Consider the following 14,821-nt stretch of genomic DNA (forward strand, 5'->3'; position numbering starts at 1 on the left):
CGGTCGTAGCGTGCACGCCGGTCAACGCGCCGACCTCCTGGATTCGACTGGCAACGATCCCCAGATCGGCCCGATAGCGGGGGCGGCAAGTGCCGTCGATGACAGTGCCACCACGGATGATCAGGTCCCATTTCATCGGACGTCCAGTTCGCCGCAAGATAACTGAATTGTGAAGATCCGTCGTGTGCATCGGATGTCAAGGGGGTTTGACAGTATATTTCTGGAATGCCAACGGTGACCGAAGGGTCGGTAATCAGTGAGTTGACCGGTGCAGATGGTATGTCGGACCCGATTGCGCTCTACCGAGAGGTTTTCGCACTTGCCCCGGACGATCCCGCGCCGACTCCACGGTTGCTGGCCGCGTTGTCTCGCAATGGGGGCATCGCTCTCGCCGCGCACATGGCCGGAGAACTGGTCGGCTTCAGCTATGGATTCCCCGGTCTCGACCCGGCGGGAGAAGGTCGCTGCGGCGCGGTATATCACTATATGGAGTTGCTGGTGGTCCGGGCCGACCGGCGAAACTCCGGCATCGGCCGCGCGCTGATGTATCACCTGCGCGAGAGTGTCCTCCGTCGCGGCTTGCACAGCATTCGCTGGGCCTTCGACCCGATGCGGTTCGACAACGCCTATTTCTACCTCGACGTTCTGGGTGTCCGCGGGGGCGATTTCGTCCCGAACCTGTACGGGATCGAAGACAGCGGGCGCGATCGCGGTCACCGGACCGATCGGATCATCGCGCACTGGGAGCTGACCAGGCCTGCTGTCGCGTGGGCGTCGCCACCGGCCGGGCTTGCCGTTGGCGTGCCCGAGATCGACGGGCAGGGCGATGTCGAGACCGTTTTGCTGGCCGTCGGCCGGTCCGCTGAGCACCGGGGCTATTCGGGACGGTTCGAGCCGGAACGCCGAATCTGCATCAAGTTGGGCGAATTGATCGCCGACGGCTTTCAGGCAGTCTCGTGCCGCAGCGCTTCCGACGGTCTTATGGTCTACCGGCTCGTTGCTGACCTGCCTGGTACCGAACCCGATTGTCATCGTTGACCCCCTCCGGTTTTCCGCCGTGCGGCGGGAAAAATAACGGACGTGGAACTACTGTCGTGTTCCGTTGCGCAGGTTCGGAGAGGTTGTCAAGTCCTTCGTCGGATGTCGGACTTATGGATCATGTCGGCGGCCCGCAAGCCTGATGCCACGGCGCTGGTGGCGTGTTCGCAAGTTGGTCGGACGGTGTTGCCCACGTAATAGATGTCGCGGTCGGGATCGTAGTTGTCGGGTTTCTGGAATCCAGGTGGGATGATTGCGGCCGTGACGCTGCTGTTCAGGTTGTGAAGTTTCTGGAATTCGCGGGGGGAGATGAAGCGCTGGTAGTGGATCGTTGGCAAGAAGCCAGGTAGTAGGGCATCGATATGGTCGAGCATGTACTGCTCGACACGCGCGCGTTCGAGGACGTCGAGTTCGTCGACGCCACGCGGAAACAGCATGTAGGCGTTGAATGTTCGGTATTCGCGTGGTTCGGGGAAATCGCACGGGAAGATGTTGAACGCCAGGGTGTCCCGTCAAAGTGCCGAGTCGCGTCTTGTAGTAGTAGTCAATAAATGACGCCCACTCGGGGCGGCACAAGAAATGCTCCTGGATACCGAACCAGCCCCCTGGCTCGAGCGCCTTTGCGACAACTTCGAACAGCCGGAAGCGATCCATGTAACCGGAGCTTTCTATCGCAACCGCAGAATTGTATCGCCGTGCGTCCGTGAGTTCGTGGATATCGCCGAGGAGAGGGGTGATCAAGTTGTCGACCGATGCTTTCCGAGCGAAATCAGTCACAATGGGAACATGCTCACTCGTTACTGTGAGAGCAGTGACGGCGCAGCCGAATTCTTGAGCCCAAAAAATGGATCCTCCGCCCAAACCGCAACCGATATCCAGCAAAGATTCGGGCGGGCGCTCATTTCTTATCCATGAATATGCTGCATGGTGGAGAACCGATTCTTGGGAAGAGACCAGGCGCCGTCGAAGCGTTGACTGAGCCACCGTCGTACTGGGCGGCATACTAGGATCAAACGTTCCCACGTGGAAGTGAACACGCGGTCCCGGCCCATCCTTGGAAAGGATCTCCTTCGTCTTACGAGACAATCGAGCACGGCCTGGCCGGTCTCACCGATGATTAACGGCGGCGGGTTTCTCTAAAGGGCCGCGCAGGTCCGTAACGAGACCAGGCAACTCTGGCAACGATCGCACCGGCTCGTCCCCGCACGACTGCGCCGACCGGCTCGAACGCCGTATCTGCCCGCATCTACCCGTCGACACCGAAGGCTGCAGCTGACCCAGATGACCGGTCTTGTGCCGCGACCCCTGGCTCGGTGTTAGAGCATATTCAGCCCGACGCACACCGACGTTGGACACCGCGACCGCGCATTCGGCCCCAGAGTCCCTCAATGAGGACTCTGGGGCGGGAACACAGAGTCGTCTGTAGGCCCCCAACCCGTGACGGTTCAGTGGCAGTCGGATGCCGCACGGTTCCGGCTCCAGTGATCGTTGTTGAGTTGAGGGAGTCCGAGCGGATGGATCGCCGGGACAAGGGGACTAGCCGCCGTGGTGTGCTGTTGGCAGCCGGAGCCTCGATCGCGCTCACCGCGATGGCGGAGCCGCCGCAGGCGATAACGATCACGCGGAAAGTGTCCGCTGGCCCCGAGACGCCCGGGAAGCGGGCGGACCTGGCGGAACAGGCGATCGTGCAGCGGCACGTACGCACGCTCTGGGGCCGCCCGCAGATGCGGCTCGGCACCTCGACGGTGTCCACGAGCGCGGCGGACGAGTAGAGTGCACCGTCCACACCTACTGCCAGGGCGTTGCCATCGGACTGGAGACCGAATTAGCAGTGCGCACAGGCGAATCTGGCCATCACAGGCGCGCGGCAGCCCTCATTGCCGCGTCGGGGGACGGACTCACGGACGCGGGGGTGATCACCGCGGCCACCGGGGACGACTCCGGGTTGTTCAGGGTATCCTCGCCAGATATCTCGCGGAAGCCGCACTGTCCCTTGGCGATACCACCGCCGCGAATATCGTGCACACTTCCGCGCGGGCGGCCTGGAAAAACCGCGCCGAGGTGGACGGGCTACCACTGTTCGGTATGGACTGGACCCCCGGTCATGGTGCCAGCGCCACCGGGAACCTTTCCCCAGCTTGCGTACTCGTCCACTCCGTCGGCAAATCTGAGCCGCGATCTCTCGGTACAGCTGAGCGGCTGGATGCTGCTCGAAGCGGATCACCAGCTCACCGCCGCGGGACACTGAGCCCACGGCGGGCCCTGCTGAGGCGTGGCCAGCGTTATCTGGCCAGATTGGCTCGCTCCCATTCGAAACCTACTGGCCCACAACAGATTAGGCGATGATGATCCGTGTGGGCGACACGGCACGGACAGCAGGCCGCCCCCGGCTGTTCATTCTCCCCACCGACCATTGATTCGTGATCACTACATGGACGAAGGTCGTGTCGACGATAGTAGTGCTTGTCGCAGCCCTCCCCGGCCTAGCAGCGGCAGAGACTCCTCCCAGCGACGTCTCATTTCTCCCCTACGGAACCAAGCAACCCTATGCCCAGCAACAGGATCCGGCGACTTACCAGCCGCCCCCTGCGGGATTCCGGCCGGTGTTCACCCAACACGTTTCCCGGCATGGCTCGCGCGCACTGTCCAGCAGCAAGTACGACGAACTCGCCCTGCGCATGTGGGATCAAGCGGCGAGCGAGAACGCGTTGACGACGCTGGGGCAGCAAGTCGGCGACGACGTCCGGTCGCTGCACGCCGTTACGAACACCCTTGGCTACGGCAACCTCACCCGCCGCGGCGTTCAGGAGCACCAGGGGTTGGCAACCCGTGTGTACCAACGGCTTCCGGAACTGTTCGATCAGATCTCGGCGGGCAAGGAGCACATCGCCGTGGTGACCTCCGGCAAAGATCGTGCGGTCGACAGTGGCCGCGTGTTCGCCCAGGCCCTGGCCAAGGCCGATCCCGCCGTCGCCGCCTCGATCGAGCCGGCGAGGACAGACCGGGACCTGCTGTACTTCCATAAGAACAATGCGCAGTACCAGAACTATCTGGACAACGACCCGCGCCTCGCGGACGCACTGCGCCGTATAGTCGATCAACCCCGCACGCACCAAGTAGCCAACAGTGTCTTACGCCGAATCTTCGCGCCGCCCTTCGTCGATCGGCTGGCCGCCGGTAACTACGACTTCGTCGCCACCGACGGCACACACGTCACCGACGAGGTCCAAGCCGCACGAGTGATCTACGATCTCTACGCCATCACCCCCTCGATGAGCAGCGAAGGCACCTGGCAATTCGACCGCGTTATCGACGGCGAGAACGCGCAGTGGCTCGGCTACCTGTCGGACGCCGAAGAGTTCTACCGAAAGGGCCCCGCGTTCGCTGGCGACGACATCACCTATCGCATGGCCGATGTCCTGCTCGACGATCTCTTCGCCAAACTCGAGGAGAAACGCGCAGGCACAAGCAATCTGGGCGCCGAATTCCGTTTCACCCACGCCGAGGAGATCATTCCGCTCGCCGCGCGAATGAAGCTACCCGGCAGCACCCAACCGACGCCGCCGGAACAACTGTTCACCCAAGCCGACAACCCCTGGCGCGGTGCACTTGTCGCCCCCATGGCGGCGAACATCCAATGGGACATGTACCAGCGCGGCAGCGACTACATCGTGCGCATGCTCTACAACGAGAAACAGACCGCCTTCCAACCCGGTTGCGCGCCAATCCAACCCGGCAGCACCTTCTACCGCCTCGACGAACTCCAACGTTGCTTCGGCAGACACGCCACGTCGTGACGGCGCGCCGTCACACGCAGCACCCGTGCGACGCTATCCGATCGCAACTCCAACTCCCGGTACGTCAGATCGCCGCAGCTGCCGAATACCGCGACCGCCTCCGGAGCTTCCATCGACACTGCCCGGACCAGATCCGGAACGCCATGCCGAAAACTCCGTTGAACGGTTCGGCCACGTACGCAAACTGACTGTCCTCGATCGGCCGTGGCTGGTGTTCGGCGCGCTGGGCGAGGACGGGGTCCGCATCATCGACGACGAAATGATGGCTCGCGCAGTGGTTTCCGAGCCAGAATGCCTCGCGGTGACCCGCGAGCAGCAATACCAGTTGCACCGCAGCGTCGACCGGTACCGCCGCGATCACGCGTGCCTGCCGTTGGATGGTGTCACGGCGGTGATCGTCGATGACGGTCTGGCAACTGGCGCCAGCGCCCACGCGGCCTGCATGATTTCCCGCGCCCGTGGCGCGGACCGGGTTGTGCTCGGACGAAGTAACCATGCTCAACGATGCCGGACATCACCCGCATGGAGACGTCCTAGAGATGTTGAGCAATCCGACCAGGCAGTGACTCCGAATGTTTGGTGGTGCATCGCTTCGCACGAGCAACGGGTTGCGCCAGTTCGGATACGAGCGTCGCTGAAGCGCAGTGCCTTCTGCGCTTCAGCGACGCGCCGTCGCACCCACCTCCTGGCGCAAGCAGAGCATGCTCGACGACGTCATCGAGGCCATCGAACACGCGCGGGTTGCGGCATGAGCGCGCATTCGTTCGGGTAAGTACGCCGCACCAACAGAGTCATAGGAGTAGAACGGGCGTCGCGAGTGCGTTCGACATCGGGGCGTGCTCGAATTCGGTTGACAACCGGGCACCAGGCGAGGCCGCGGGACAAACCGGACGGGCGGATCGCCGCGCACTTCACAGCGGCGATCCGCCGAATCTGCTCAGATGGTCTTCACCGTCCCGCCGTCGATGATGTAGTCCGCGCCGATGATGTTGGTGGCCTTGCCGGAGACCAGGAAGGTGACCAGGGCGGCCACCTCCTCGGGCTCGGTGATTCGGTCGGAGGCCATGGCGATCTGCTGGGGAAGGGCCGCCAGGAAGTCCTCGTGAGTGGCGCCGTTAGCCGCGGCGAGCTGGGCGCCCAAATGCTTCGGATCCCGCCACACGCGGGTGCCGACCACGCCCGGGGAGACAGTGTTGACGCGCACGCCACGCGGCCCGAACTCCTCGCTGAGTCGCTTACTGAATGCGGTCAGTGCCGCCTTCGCCTCGCTGTAGCCGACCGGCCCGCTCGACGGCCAGCGGGCGTTGATCGAGGAGATGGTGACGATCGCGCCGCGTCGCTCCAGCAGGCTCGGCAGTGCGGCCCGGCTGGCCCAGATCGCGCTGAACAGATTGCGGTCGAGCGTATGCCGCCATAGGTCGTCGGTGATATCGAGAAATCCGCCGAGATCGATTCTGTCCGCGTCCAGGCTCCCGACATTGTTGATCAGGATGTCGATCCCGCCCAGTTCGGTGAGCGCCGCGTCCATCAGGGCGGTCACGCCCTCCGGTGTGGCAAGATCGGCGGAAACTGCTGCGACGGTGACCTTTTCGAGTTCCGGCGTGATCGTTCGAGCGCCCCCGACCACGAGGACACCCTCGTCGGTCAACGCCTGCGCAATGGCAAGCCCCATGCCACGGCTGGCACCGGTAACGACGGCGGTCTTGCCGGTCAATTCGAGATCCATGGGATTCCTATCTTGAACTACAGGTTGAAAATCTGCGCACTGTAACGGCCGCTAGCCGGGGTTGGGCGAGATCGGTATGCGCCATGCGGTTCGGTCGGTGACGCCACAGAATCTACACTCCGATAGGTAAAATTGACACAGTGTCGAAAATAATTGCCCGAAGGTAGAGTGGGGTGCGTGCCCGAGACCGGATCCACCCGCCGCCGCACCGCGCCCACCAAGGGTGACCAGCGCGAGCTAGCCATCCTCGACGCCGCCGAAAAACAGTTGGACACCATCGGATTCGACCGGATGACGATCGAGACGATCACCAAGGCGGTGGGCATCACCCGGGGCGCGTTCTACTTCTACTTCGCCTCCAAGAACGCGGTCCTTGCCGCCCTGGTCGAACGAACCGTGGCCACGCTACGTACGGAAATCGAAGCCGCCGACGCCTCCGGCGAACCGGCGCTCGCCCTGCACCGCAGCATCGACCAGACCCGCGACATGTGGCGCGACCACGGCGACGTCATGCGCGCCGCCGTCGAACTCACTCCCACCGTCCCCGCCATCGGCGAGTGCTGGCATTCGGCCGTCACCGCGATCCGCGACATCACCCGCGCCATCGCCGAACGCGCCGGACTGCCCGACGACGACGGCCCGACCGGAGCGCATGCCATCACGACCGCGCTCGTCTGGATGACCGAACGCTCCTTCTATCAGGCATCGAAGGCCGGAGCCTCACTCGACGACACCGCGGCAACCCTCACCCATCTATGGCTGAATGCTCTGAACTCAGCACCGGACCCCCACCCCCCATAGCGGCGTTGCCGTACGGCCGGGTGCGCTGCGGCACACCTGTGTGGACGAAGTCCAAAGATCAACGCGCCAAGGCCGCTTCGGCGACACCATATTGTGGGATGTCCTGAGCCTCAGTCGGTCTCGTCTGCCCAACGCGTGGGTCGCGGCATTGCCGGATGTTGGTCCACCGCGGCAGGCTGCGGCGCAGCGTCGCCGGGCAGCCGCACCGACAGCATCGAGGCTTCGACCGCTAATTCCTTTGCCGCGCTACGGGCAACGTCGACAACGCCACGCACACGCCGGACTTCTCAATCTGCATCATTCCAAAGCCCTGAAGAGGGCACGATATTGCCGGGTAGGCCGAGCGCATTACTGCGCCCGGCCCCCCTCAGAACCGGACGTGCACGATTTCCATGCATCCGGCTCAAGCAAGCCCTTGGCGGGCTGATGGTGTGCCGGGCTGCCGGGGGTGGCAGCGTGTGTGGATGAGACGGAGTTCGGATTGGTCCGGTGCCCGGTCCCGTAAGGTGATGGCGTTGTTGGTGATTGCCTTGCGGGTAGCCGCCAGCCACTGTTCCCATTCGGCCGGGGTTTGTGGCGGATGCTCGGCGTGCAGGAGCAACTCACCGCATCGCGGGCAGCGACCGTGCTGCGTTTGGAGCAGCCGCAGTCGGGTGCTGTCGATGGGAAGCCGTATTCCTTTGCGCCGCCGGGTTTTCCAGTAGTCGGTTAGGGCGGGATCATCGACCGATGCGGTGCCCTTGACCATCTGGTGCCGGACAATCCTGGTCCAGGCGAATTTCAGCAGGTAAGCGCCGCTGACGCGGTCACCGAACACCCACCGATCTCGCCGGGATGTGTTGAACGCACCGAAGTAGCGGCGAACGATCCACCGCGTCGGCTTGTTCGGGTGGCTGTGTTTGGCCCATTTGTAGATGAGCTTCCACAGGTAGTGATCCAGATCGTTGAATTCCTCACTGGATACCACGCTCCGGTAATAGGCGGCCCAGCCCCCGATGATGGGGTTGAGCCGTGAAATCACTGCGGCCGCATTGGATCCCCGCAGGGACCATATTTCGGTGCGCAGCCGTTCCCGGATCCGTCTCAGTGCCGCTTTGCTCGGTTTGATCAGCAGCGTGCCGCGATAGCGGCGGACGTTGAACCCGAGGAAATCGAAGCCCTCGTCGAGGTGGGCGATGCGTGTCTTGTCCTCGTTGAAGGCCAGTCCCCGTGGATTCAGCCATGCGGCAAGCTGTGCTTTGATCTGTTCGGCCTGCTGCCTGGAGTGACAGAGGGCGACCAGGTCGTCGGCATATCTGATCAGCACCGGGGAATTCCGTTGCGCCACCAATGAATTAGCATCGACACGCGCATATCGGACTCCGGCGGCCTGCTCCATTCCGTGCAGGGCCACGTTCAGCAGCACGGGGCTGACCACCCCACCTTGCGGTGTTCCCGCCTCGGTGGCAGTGAACTGCCCGTTGTCGACCACTCCGGCCCTGAGCCATCGCCGAATACTCCTGCTGGCAGGGAATCCGCCGATCTGATCGAGCAGGCTGTCGTGGTCGATGCGGTCGAACGCCGCCCTCAGGTCGGCGTCGAGCACCCACTGGCGTCCCGGGTTGGTGCCCTTGGCCACCTGGAAGATGGCCTCGATCGCGTCGTGGCAGCCGCGACCCGGCCGAAATCCATAGGATCTCGGTTCGAATCGGGCCTCCCACTCCGGTTCCAGCGCGTTGACCACCCGCGCTTGCAGCACCCGATCCACGATCACCGGAATGCCCAGTGCCCGCCGCTTCCCGTTGGCCTTGGGGATATACACCCGCTTGACCGGCCGGGCCGTCCACGGTTTCACTTGGCGGTGAACCCACCGCGTCAGTTCCACCTTCTCCGGGCCGGTCGAGATGACCTGCCCGTCGATGCCCGGGGTCTTGCGACCGGCATTGATCTCCGTCACCCGCCGCACGCTGATCAGCGTGTTCGCGCGCGAGCGGAGCATCAGCTTTTGCAGGTTGCGGACCCGTTTCCAGTTCCCTGCCTGCGTCGCCGTGAAGATCCGTTGCCGCAAACGCCGTACGTTGTTCTCGACGGCCCGCCAATCCAGCGCGGCCCAATCGAATTCGCCGTCCTCCGGTCCGTTCACCATCACAGCTCGCGCCGATCCGGTATCCAACTTGTCCGTCGGTTCCAGTGTCGTTGTCAACCAATACCTCACAGGCTCACCTGGCCCGCGTCAGCACCCTAATCAGTTCTGGGAGTGAGCTATCCGGCACACTCCTGGTAGTAGCCGGCCGGTAGGTGAGCACTTTCGCACCCTGGACTTCGAGTCCTGGAGAAAGACCGTGCCCCTGCCGGTAGGCCGGGAGAGTTGATCGCTGCTGGGATGTCGTGCCCGCCCGAATGGGCGTGAGCACTGCTTGATTAGGTCGCTGATGGTTCTCCTGCTGGCTGCTCGACGGTGATCGGCATTAGCAATTGGAGGATTGTTGCGACTGTTCGTAGGAGATGACTGGGCTGAAGACCACCACGACGTGGAGGTGATGGACACCGCCGGGCGCCGCCTGGCCAAAACGCGCGTGCCCGAGGGCGTCGCCGGAATGGCGAGACTGCACGCGATCCTCGGCGGCCTGGTCGACGACGCCGACGAGGTCGAGGTCCTGGTCGGGATCGAGACCGACCGCGGTCCCTGGGTCGGGGCGCTGGTCGCCGCCGGATACACGGTACTGGCGGTGAATCCATTGCAGGCGGCCAGGTTTCGGGACCGGCTGGGAGTCTCGGGTGCCAAAAGCGACGCTGGTGACGCTCACGTGCTGGCGGATATGGTCCGCACCCATTCCCACGAATTGCGACCTGTCGCTGGGGATTCCGCGCGAGCCGAGGCCGTGAAGGTGGTGGCCCGTGCTCACAAGACGATGATCTGGGACCGAACTCGCCACACCCAGCGGTTGCGTCACGCTCTGCGTGACTACTTCCCCGCCGCGCTGGCCGCGTTCGACGACCTCGACGCCGCCGACACCCTGGAACTGCTCGCCAAAGCACCCACCCCAGCTGCGGCGGCCCGGCTCACGATCCCCCAGATCAGTGCCGCGTTGAAGCGGGCGCGCCGCCGCAACGTCGCCGACAAAGCCACCGCTATTGCGGCCGCACTGCGCAGCGAGCAGCTCGGCCAGCCCGAGGTCGTGGCGCAGGCCTACGCAGCCTCGGTCCAGGCGCTGCTGGCGGTCCTGACTGTCCTCAACACCCAGATCAAGACGTTGCAGGGGCAGGTCGAGGCGCATTTTGGGCAGCACCCGGCCGCTGAGATCATCGCGTCCCAGCCCGGTTTGGGACAGGTCCTCGGTGCCCGGGTGCTCGCAGAGTTCGGTGACGACCCCGACCGCTACCGCAGCGCCAAAGCCCGCAAGAACTACGCGGGCACCTCCCCGATCACCCGCGCGTCGGGCAAGAAGAAGGTCGCCCTGGCCCGGTTCGTACACAACGACCGGCTCATCGACGCCCTCACCACCCAGGCGCAATCCGCGCTGATGTGGTCCCGGGGCGCCCGCGACTACTACGACCGTCAGCGAGCCCGCGGTGTCGGTCACTACGCCGCGCTACGCCAGCTCGCCAACCGACTCGTCGGGATCCTGCACGGCTGCCTCAAAACCGGAACCCTCTACAACGAGACCACAGCCTGGCCCGACCCAGCTCAGCAGTCCGCTGCTTGACATTCAAGCTCCTGGGATGTCTTTCGAGTCCGGACACATGGTCCGGTATCCGGCCGGTTATCCACCACGCACCAGCGGAGGGGCCAGTAACTACCGTCGTGGTTTCCCGTTGCCTTTCGGCCACCGGCATTCGCTTCTCGGGCCATCCCGATCCCGCTCGGGGAGTTCAGCTTTCCTCACAGTCGGCCTACCCGACACCAACATTCGATGCCCGGACCCCGTCGGGGTTACCACGTTCCACACGCGCGAGATACGACCGGGGAGGGTGCCTCCTATATCCCGGGGACGGCGGTGCTCTCCCGGTCGAGTGCCGTCCCCGACCGGCGCCTGCCGCTTCCCAACGGCCAGCCCCTACCCCCTGCCAACACTTCATCCATCGACAGGGCCCGCTTTACGAGACATCAACGAAGGTTCACGCAATTCACCCGTCCGGCCTGCCCCTGGCCCGTGGCCCCCGGATGGAACGGAGACCCTTCGGCGTTCCTCTGAGCTTCGCACCCTGCCGTTACCAGCAACGCACGTCAGAGCGGGGCCGGGCATCGAGCACGCACCCGGAACTCACACAGCCGAAACCAAGTTCGGCCCTCCTATCTGCGAGTTCACTCGCATCGTGTGACCTCGTGTCGCAACGGCAGATCCGGACGTTTCAGAAGCGTGGGTGGCCCGCCGGTTCGAGGGCGGCCACCATCCGCTCGGAACGCGCGCTCCGCGGCAGAAGCGGACGTTCGGGTGCTGGCCACCGGATGCAGATTTCCAGCCGGTCACCCACAACGGTGCGTGTCCCATGACGCGACTCAACGGAGAATCAGCGAACCGGCAGGATCGAGTGATATGCATTGCGATACAACCGTTTTCGCGCATGCGAACCGTCCTGAGCTCGGAGCCGGAGCCGAACTCGGGACGGTTCACTGGGAGTTCACGCGCTTGTGAAACTCACCTCACGAGACGACGGACGGCGGCAAGGAGACTCGGCGGGTCGAACGGCTTGACCAGCCATTCGGTGACTCCCATGCTTTTGCCTTGGTTGATCTTCGACACTTCCGACTGAGTCCCCAGGGCGAGGATCGGCTTGACCTTGTAGGCCGGCCCGCGCCGCCGGATGACCGAAGCTTGCTGGAGCCGACCGGCAAATACGCTGTCACCAGCGGTTCGCTGGCACCCTTCTCGCCATGGCTGCGCGAAATCGGTCTAGCGCGGTGGCGGTTGCCTCTATCGTGGACTCATTCAACCAATCCAACTGGGCGGGAACGGACTAGCGATATCTTTGACCGCGCGGGGTCCGTTACGTCGCCTCGTCGCCGACGCGACACGTGGTTGCTCCGTTGAACCCGTAACCCGATCGCATTGGAGTTAGAACATGTTGCTCCCCGAAGGTCGCACCGTCAAATCTCCGATGGTCGGCAACTTCTATCGCTCTTCGCCCCCAGGCTCTCCGCCCTTTGTCGAGGTGGGATCCGAGGTCAAACCGGGTGCAACCGTGTGCATCATCGAGGCTATGGAGATTCTGAACGAGATCGAGACCGACGTGCCCGGGGAGGTCAAAAAGATCCTCGTCGAGGATGGTCAACCGGTGGAGTTCGGCCAGCCCTTGTTCATCCTCGGATAGTTCGGACCACAGTGGGCCGTCGCCCCGGACGGCAGCGGAGACCCCAGAAGCATTGACCGAAAACGCTCGCACATCGGCTATGTGCGCGCGTTGGGAAGTGCTGTTAGCCAGCCTGTCCGAAGTGTTCGACCGCACCGTCTCACGCCGCGCGAACGGTTCCTCGCCGCCTTCGACATCCACGCGCCCCTGTGCCGGTTCATCGCGGTGTCCGTCGAACTCCACGACGCGGGCCACCCGACACGCGTACACGCCCGCGACTACAAGAAAGCCTTCGCCGCGCGGCTCATCGAAACCGCGCGCGAGGCCGGCGCCACCAACCCCGAACAGCTCGGCGAACAACTGGCGCTGCTCTTGGATGGCGCCTCGGCCGCAACCGAGTCCCCAACTCCGAAACCTTCGCCACCGCCGCAGTCGTGTTCATCGACAACGCCATCCCAACTGCTGCGGTGCCGTCCGGCGCAGGCGCGAACCTGTCAACCGCGATGGGGCCGCATGCCGAATCCGCGTGCTGGATCCAGCGGCGAGCTCAGCCGACGTTGACGCCGAGGGAGAAGTTGAAGTCCCCCACGCCATGCTGGCCCAGGCCTACTGACAGCAGGCCTGCGCCCTCCAGCCAGTGCGCCATGCTCAGGTCGCCGGTGTCCCGCGGGCGCAGTCCGAGGCTCTTGATGAACGCTGACAGGCTCGCCTTGGCCTGCGCGTCATCGCCGGCCATGAACACGTCCAGCGGACCGCCCGCGGCCAGGACGTCACGGAAGAGAGTGTTGAACGCCTTGACGACATGGGCGCTTGCGGGGGCGGCCTTGGCGACCATTTGCGCGACGGAGGTGTCGTCAGGGACGGCCAGCCCGGTGCCGCTGGGGTTGAAGGGGTTGGTGATGTCGACGATGATCTTGCCGGCCAGCGCGTCCCCGTACTGGCTGACGACCGGCACGGCGCTGTCGAACAGCACGGCGAGGATGACGATCTCGCCGGTCGGGGCGTCGCCCCACGTGCCGGCCGTAGCGCCGTTGCCGAGTGCCCTGGCCAGGGACGCGGTCTTGGCCGCATCGCGACCCATGACCTCGACGGCATTGCCGCCCTTGACGGCCAGGGCGCCGATGGCGCTGGCCATGTTCCCCGAGCCGATGATGCTGATGCTGCTCATGATGAGCTCTCTTCTGTGGTCTCGATCTTGCGCTAGGTCTCGTTCGTCCCGGGTCAGGCTCAGCTCGTCGGCGCCGACATGCTGGGACATCTGCCGCTTGTCAGGCGGCGCCGCATCCGGCTCATCCGCGACATAACCGTTATTGCCCGTTATTCGGCGCTGAAACCAAGGCCCCTGACTGCCGCTTCAGGCTGCTGGCGCCCGCTCCGCCGTGCTGATCGTCCGAGGCCGTTTCGCACAGTGCGGCACGCGGCTACAGAAGCGTGCGTTCGTCCGGCACCCATGCGCCGAGACCGATTTCGAGCAGTCGGGCGGCGCGGCGGACGTCCGCGATCACCGCGTCGTAGACGAGTTCGGGGCGAGGGTTCTCGGTGAGGTGCCGGTGCAGGCTATCGGCTTGCACGCGCCACAGGCTGAGTAGTGCGTGCGCGGCGATCTGTGGTTCGGGATCGTCGGCGGTCAGTCCGGCCCGGGTGGCGAGCGTTGCTGCGATCGCTGCGGCGACGTGGCCCATCATTTCGCTCTGGTAGGCGCGCAACGCGGGGGTGTTGCGCAAGAGGACGCCGAAGCGGCGGATCCGAGCGGCGTCCTGGGCGTTGCCCGCTGACAGCGAAGCGGTAATGCCACGGGTTTCACGCTCGAGGAGCTCCGAAAAGGTTGCGACAGGGGCGTTTTGGGCTGCGGCCAGGCTGTCGCAGATTGAATCGACCGCGGGCTCGAGGCGGTCTAGGATAAGCGCTTCCTTGCTCGGGAAGTAGTTGAACACCGTCTTCTCCGAGACGCCGCACGCCGCGGCCACCTCCGAGACCTTGACGGCATCGAACCCTCGCGCGAGGAACATCGCGGTTGCGGTGTCCGACAGTTGCCGGCGCATCAACCGTTTCTTCCTCGCCCGCACACCCTCCACCGCGATCGCTTCGGGCACCTTCGGATCAGCCACAGACATGAATATTACAGCCACTGTAAGTTTTGCTATTATTTTTACAGTGACAGAAAATTCTTGACCATCTCTGTTGTTCA

General features: G+C 64.2%; 13 protein-coding genes and 1 pseudogene. 6 read left to right on the plus strand and 8 right to left on the minus strand.

The window, feature by feature from the left end; genetic code table 11:
* The first annotated feature begins 279 nt into the window (after positions 1-279).
* The gene (locus ACQPW1_RS09670) at positions 280-1,038 is read left to right on the plus strand and encodes a GNAT family N-acetyltransferase (RefSeq protein WP_433662386.1); all 759 of its coding nucleotides are present in this window, start codon (positions 280-282) and stop codon (positions 1,036-1,038) included.
* A gap of 86 nt (positions 1,039-1,124) precedes the next feature.
* On the opposite strand, the gene ACQPW1_RS09675 is transcribed toward ACQPW1_RS09670, so the two are convergent.
* Together ACQPW1_RS09675 and ACQPW1_RS09680 are read right to left on the minus strand one after the other, a co-directional pair.
* A complete protein-coding gene (locus ACQPW1_RS09675; RefSeq protein WP_433665601.1) occupies positions 1,125-1,475 on the minus strand; it encodes a hypothetical protein in 351 nt (116 codons plus the stop codon).
* A 133-nt stretch (positions 1,476-1,608) separates the two neighbouring features.
* Positions 1,609-2,040 (minus strand): annotated as a pseudogene (locus ACQPW1_RS09680) (SAM-dependent methyltransferase); the annotation flags it as partial.
* 512 nt (positions 2,041-2,552) lie between these two features.
* Between ACQPW1_RS09680 and ACQPW1_RS09685 the strand changes: the two are divergent.
* Together ACQPW1_RS09685 and ACQPW1_RS09690 are read left to right on the plus strand one after the other, a co-directional pair.
* Positions 2,553-2,810 (plus strand): hypothetical protein, encoded by a 258-nt coding sequence (locus tag ACQPW1_RS09685; protein ID WP_433662387.1) that lies wholly within the window; start codon positions 2,553-2,555, stop codon positions 2,808-2,810.
* A 672-nt stretch (positions 2,811-3,482) separates the two neighbouring features.
* Entirely contained in the window at positions 3,483-4,835 is a 1,353-nt protein-coding gene (locus ACQPW1_RS09690; protein ID WP_433662388.1) for a histidine-type phosphatase, read from the plus strand.
* Positions 4,836-4,899: 64 nt separating this feature from the next.
* Here ACQPW1_RS09690 and ACQPW1_RS09695 read toward each other — a convergent pair whose 3' ends face one another.
* Together ACQPW1_RS09695 and ACQPW1_RS09700 are read right to left on the minus strand one after the other, a co-directional pair.
* Complete coding sequence (locus ACQPW1_RS09695) at positions 4,900-5,268, minus strand: hypothetical protein (RefSeq protein WP_433662389.1); 369 nt, start codon at positions 5,266-5,268, stop codon at positions 4,900-4,902.
* Positions 5,269-5,772: 504 nt separating this feature from the next.
* Positions 5,773-6,561, minus strand: coding sequence for an SDR family oxidoreductase (locus ACQPW1_RS09700; RefSeq protein ID WP_433662390.1), 789 nt, complete (start codon positions 6,559-6,561; stop codon positions 5,773-5,775).
* A gap of 177 nt (positions 6,562-6,738) precedes the next feature.
* On the opposite strand from ACQPW1_RS09700, the gene ACQPW1_RS09705 reads away from it, so the two are divergent.
* Entirely contained in the window at positions 6,739-7,362 is a 624-nt protein-coding gene (locus ACQPW1_RS09705; RefSeq protein WP_433662391.1) for a TetR/AcrR family transcriptional regulator, read from the plus strand.
* A gap of 110 nt (positions 7,363-7,472) precedes the next feature.
* On the opposite strand, the gene ACQPW1_RS09710 is transcribed toward ACQPW1_RS09705, so the two are convergent.
* On the minus strand, positions 7,473-7,637 hold the full coding sequence (locus ACQPW1_RS09710) for a hypothetical protein (protein WP_433662392.1): 165 nt from the start codon (positions 7,635-7,637) through the stop codon (positions 7,473-7,475).
* Between the two features lie 128 nt (positions 7,638-7,765).
* Positions 7,766-9,544, minus strand: coding sequence for a group II intron reverse transcriptase/maturase (gene ltrA, locus ACQPW1_RS09715; RefSeq protein WP_433662340.1), 1,779 nt, complete (start codon positions 9,542-9,544; stop codon positions 7,766-7,768).
* Between the two features lie 280 nt (positions 9,545-9,824).
* Here ltrA and ACQPW1_RS09720 point away from each other — a divergent pair, with 280 nt between their 5' ends.
* A complete protein-coding gene (locus tag ACQPW1_RS09720; RefSeq protein WP_433654210.1) occupies positions 9,825-11,048 on the plus strand; it encodes an IS110 family transposase in 1,224 nt (407 codons plus the stop codon).
* 1,357 nt (positions 11,049-12,405) lie between these two features.
* Positions 12,406-12,654, plus strand: a complete 249-nt coding sequence (gene accB / locus ACQPW1_RS09725) for an acetyl-CoA carboxylase biotin carboxyl carrier protein (RefSeq protein ID WP_433662393.1) — start codon at positions 12,406-12,408, stop codon at positions 12,652-12,654.
* Positions 12,655-13,180: 526 nt separating this feature from the next.
* On the opposite strand, the gene ACQPW1_RS09730 is transcribed toward accB, so the two are convergent.
* A complete protein-coding gene (locus tag ACQPW1_RS09730; RefSeq protein ID WP_433662394.1) occupies positions 13,181-13,801 on the minus strand; it encodes an NADPH-dependent F420 reductase in 621 nt (206 codons plus the stop codon).
* A 253-nt stretch (positions 13,802-14,054) separates the two neighbouring features.
* A complete protein-coding gene (locus tag ACQPW1_RS09735) occupies positions 14,055-14,741 on the minus strand; it encodes a TetR/AcrR family transcriptional regulator (protein WP_433662395.1) in 687 nt (228 codons plus the stop codon).
* Between the last annotated feature and the right edge of the window lie 80 nt (positions 14,742-14,821).

Source organism: Nocardia sp. CA-128927 (assembly GCF_050955855.1).
Lineage (GTDB): Bacteria > Actinomycetota > Actinomycetes > Mycobacteriales > Mycobacteriaceae > Nocardia.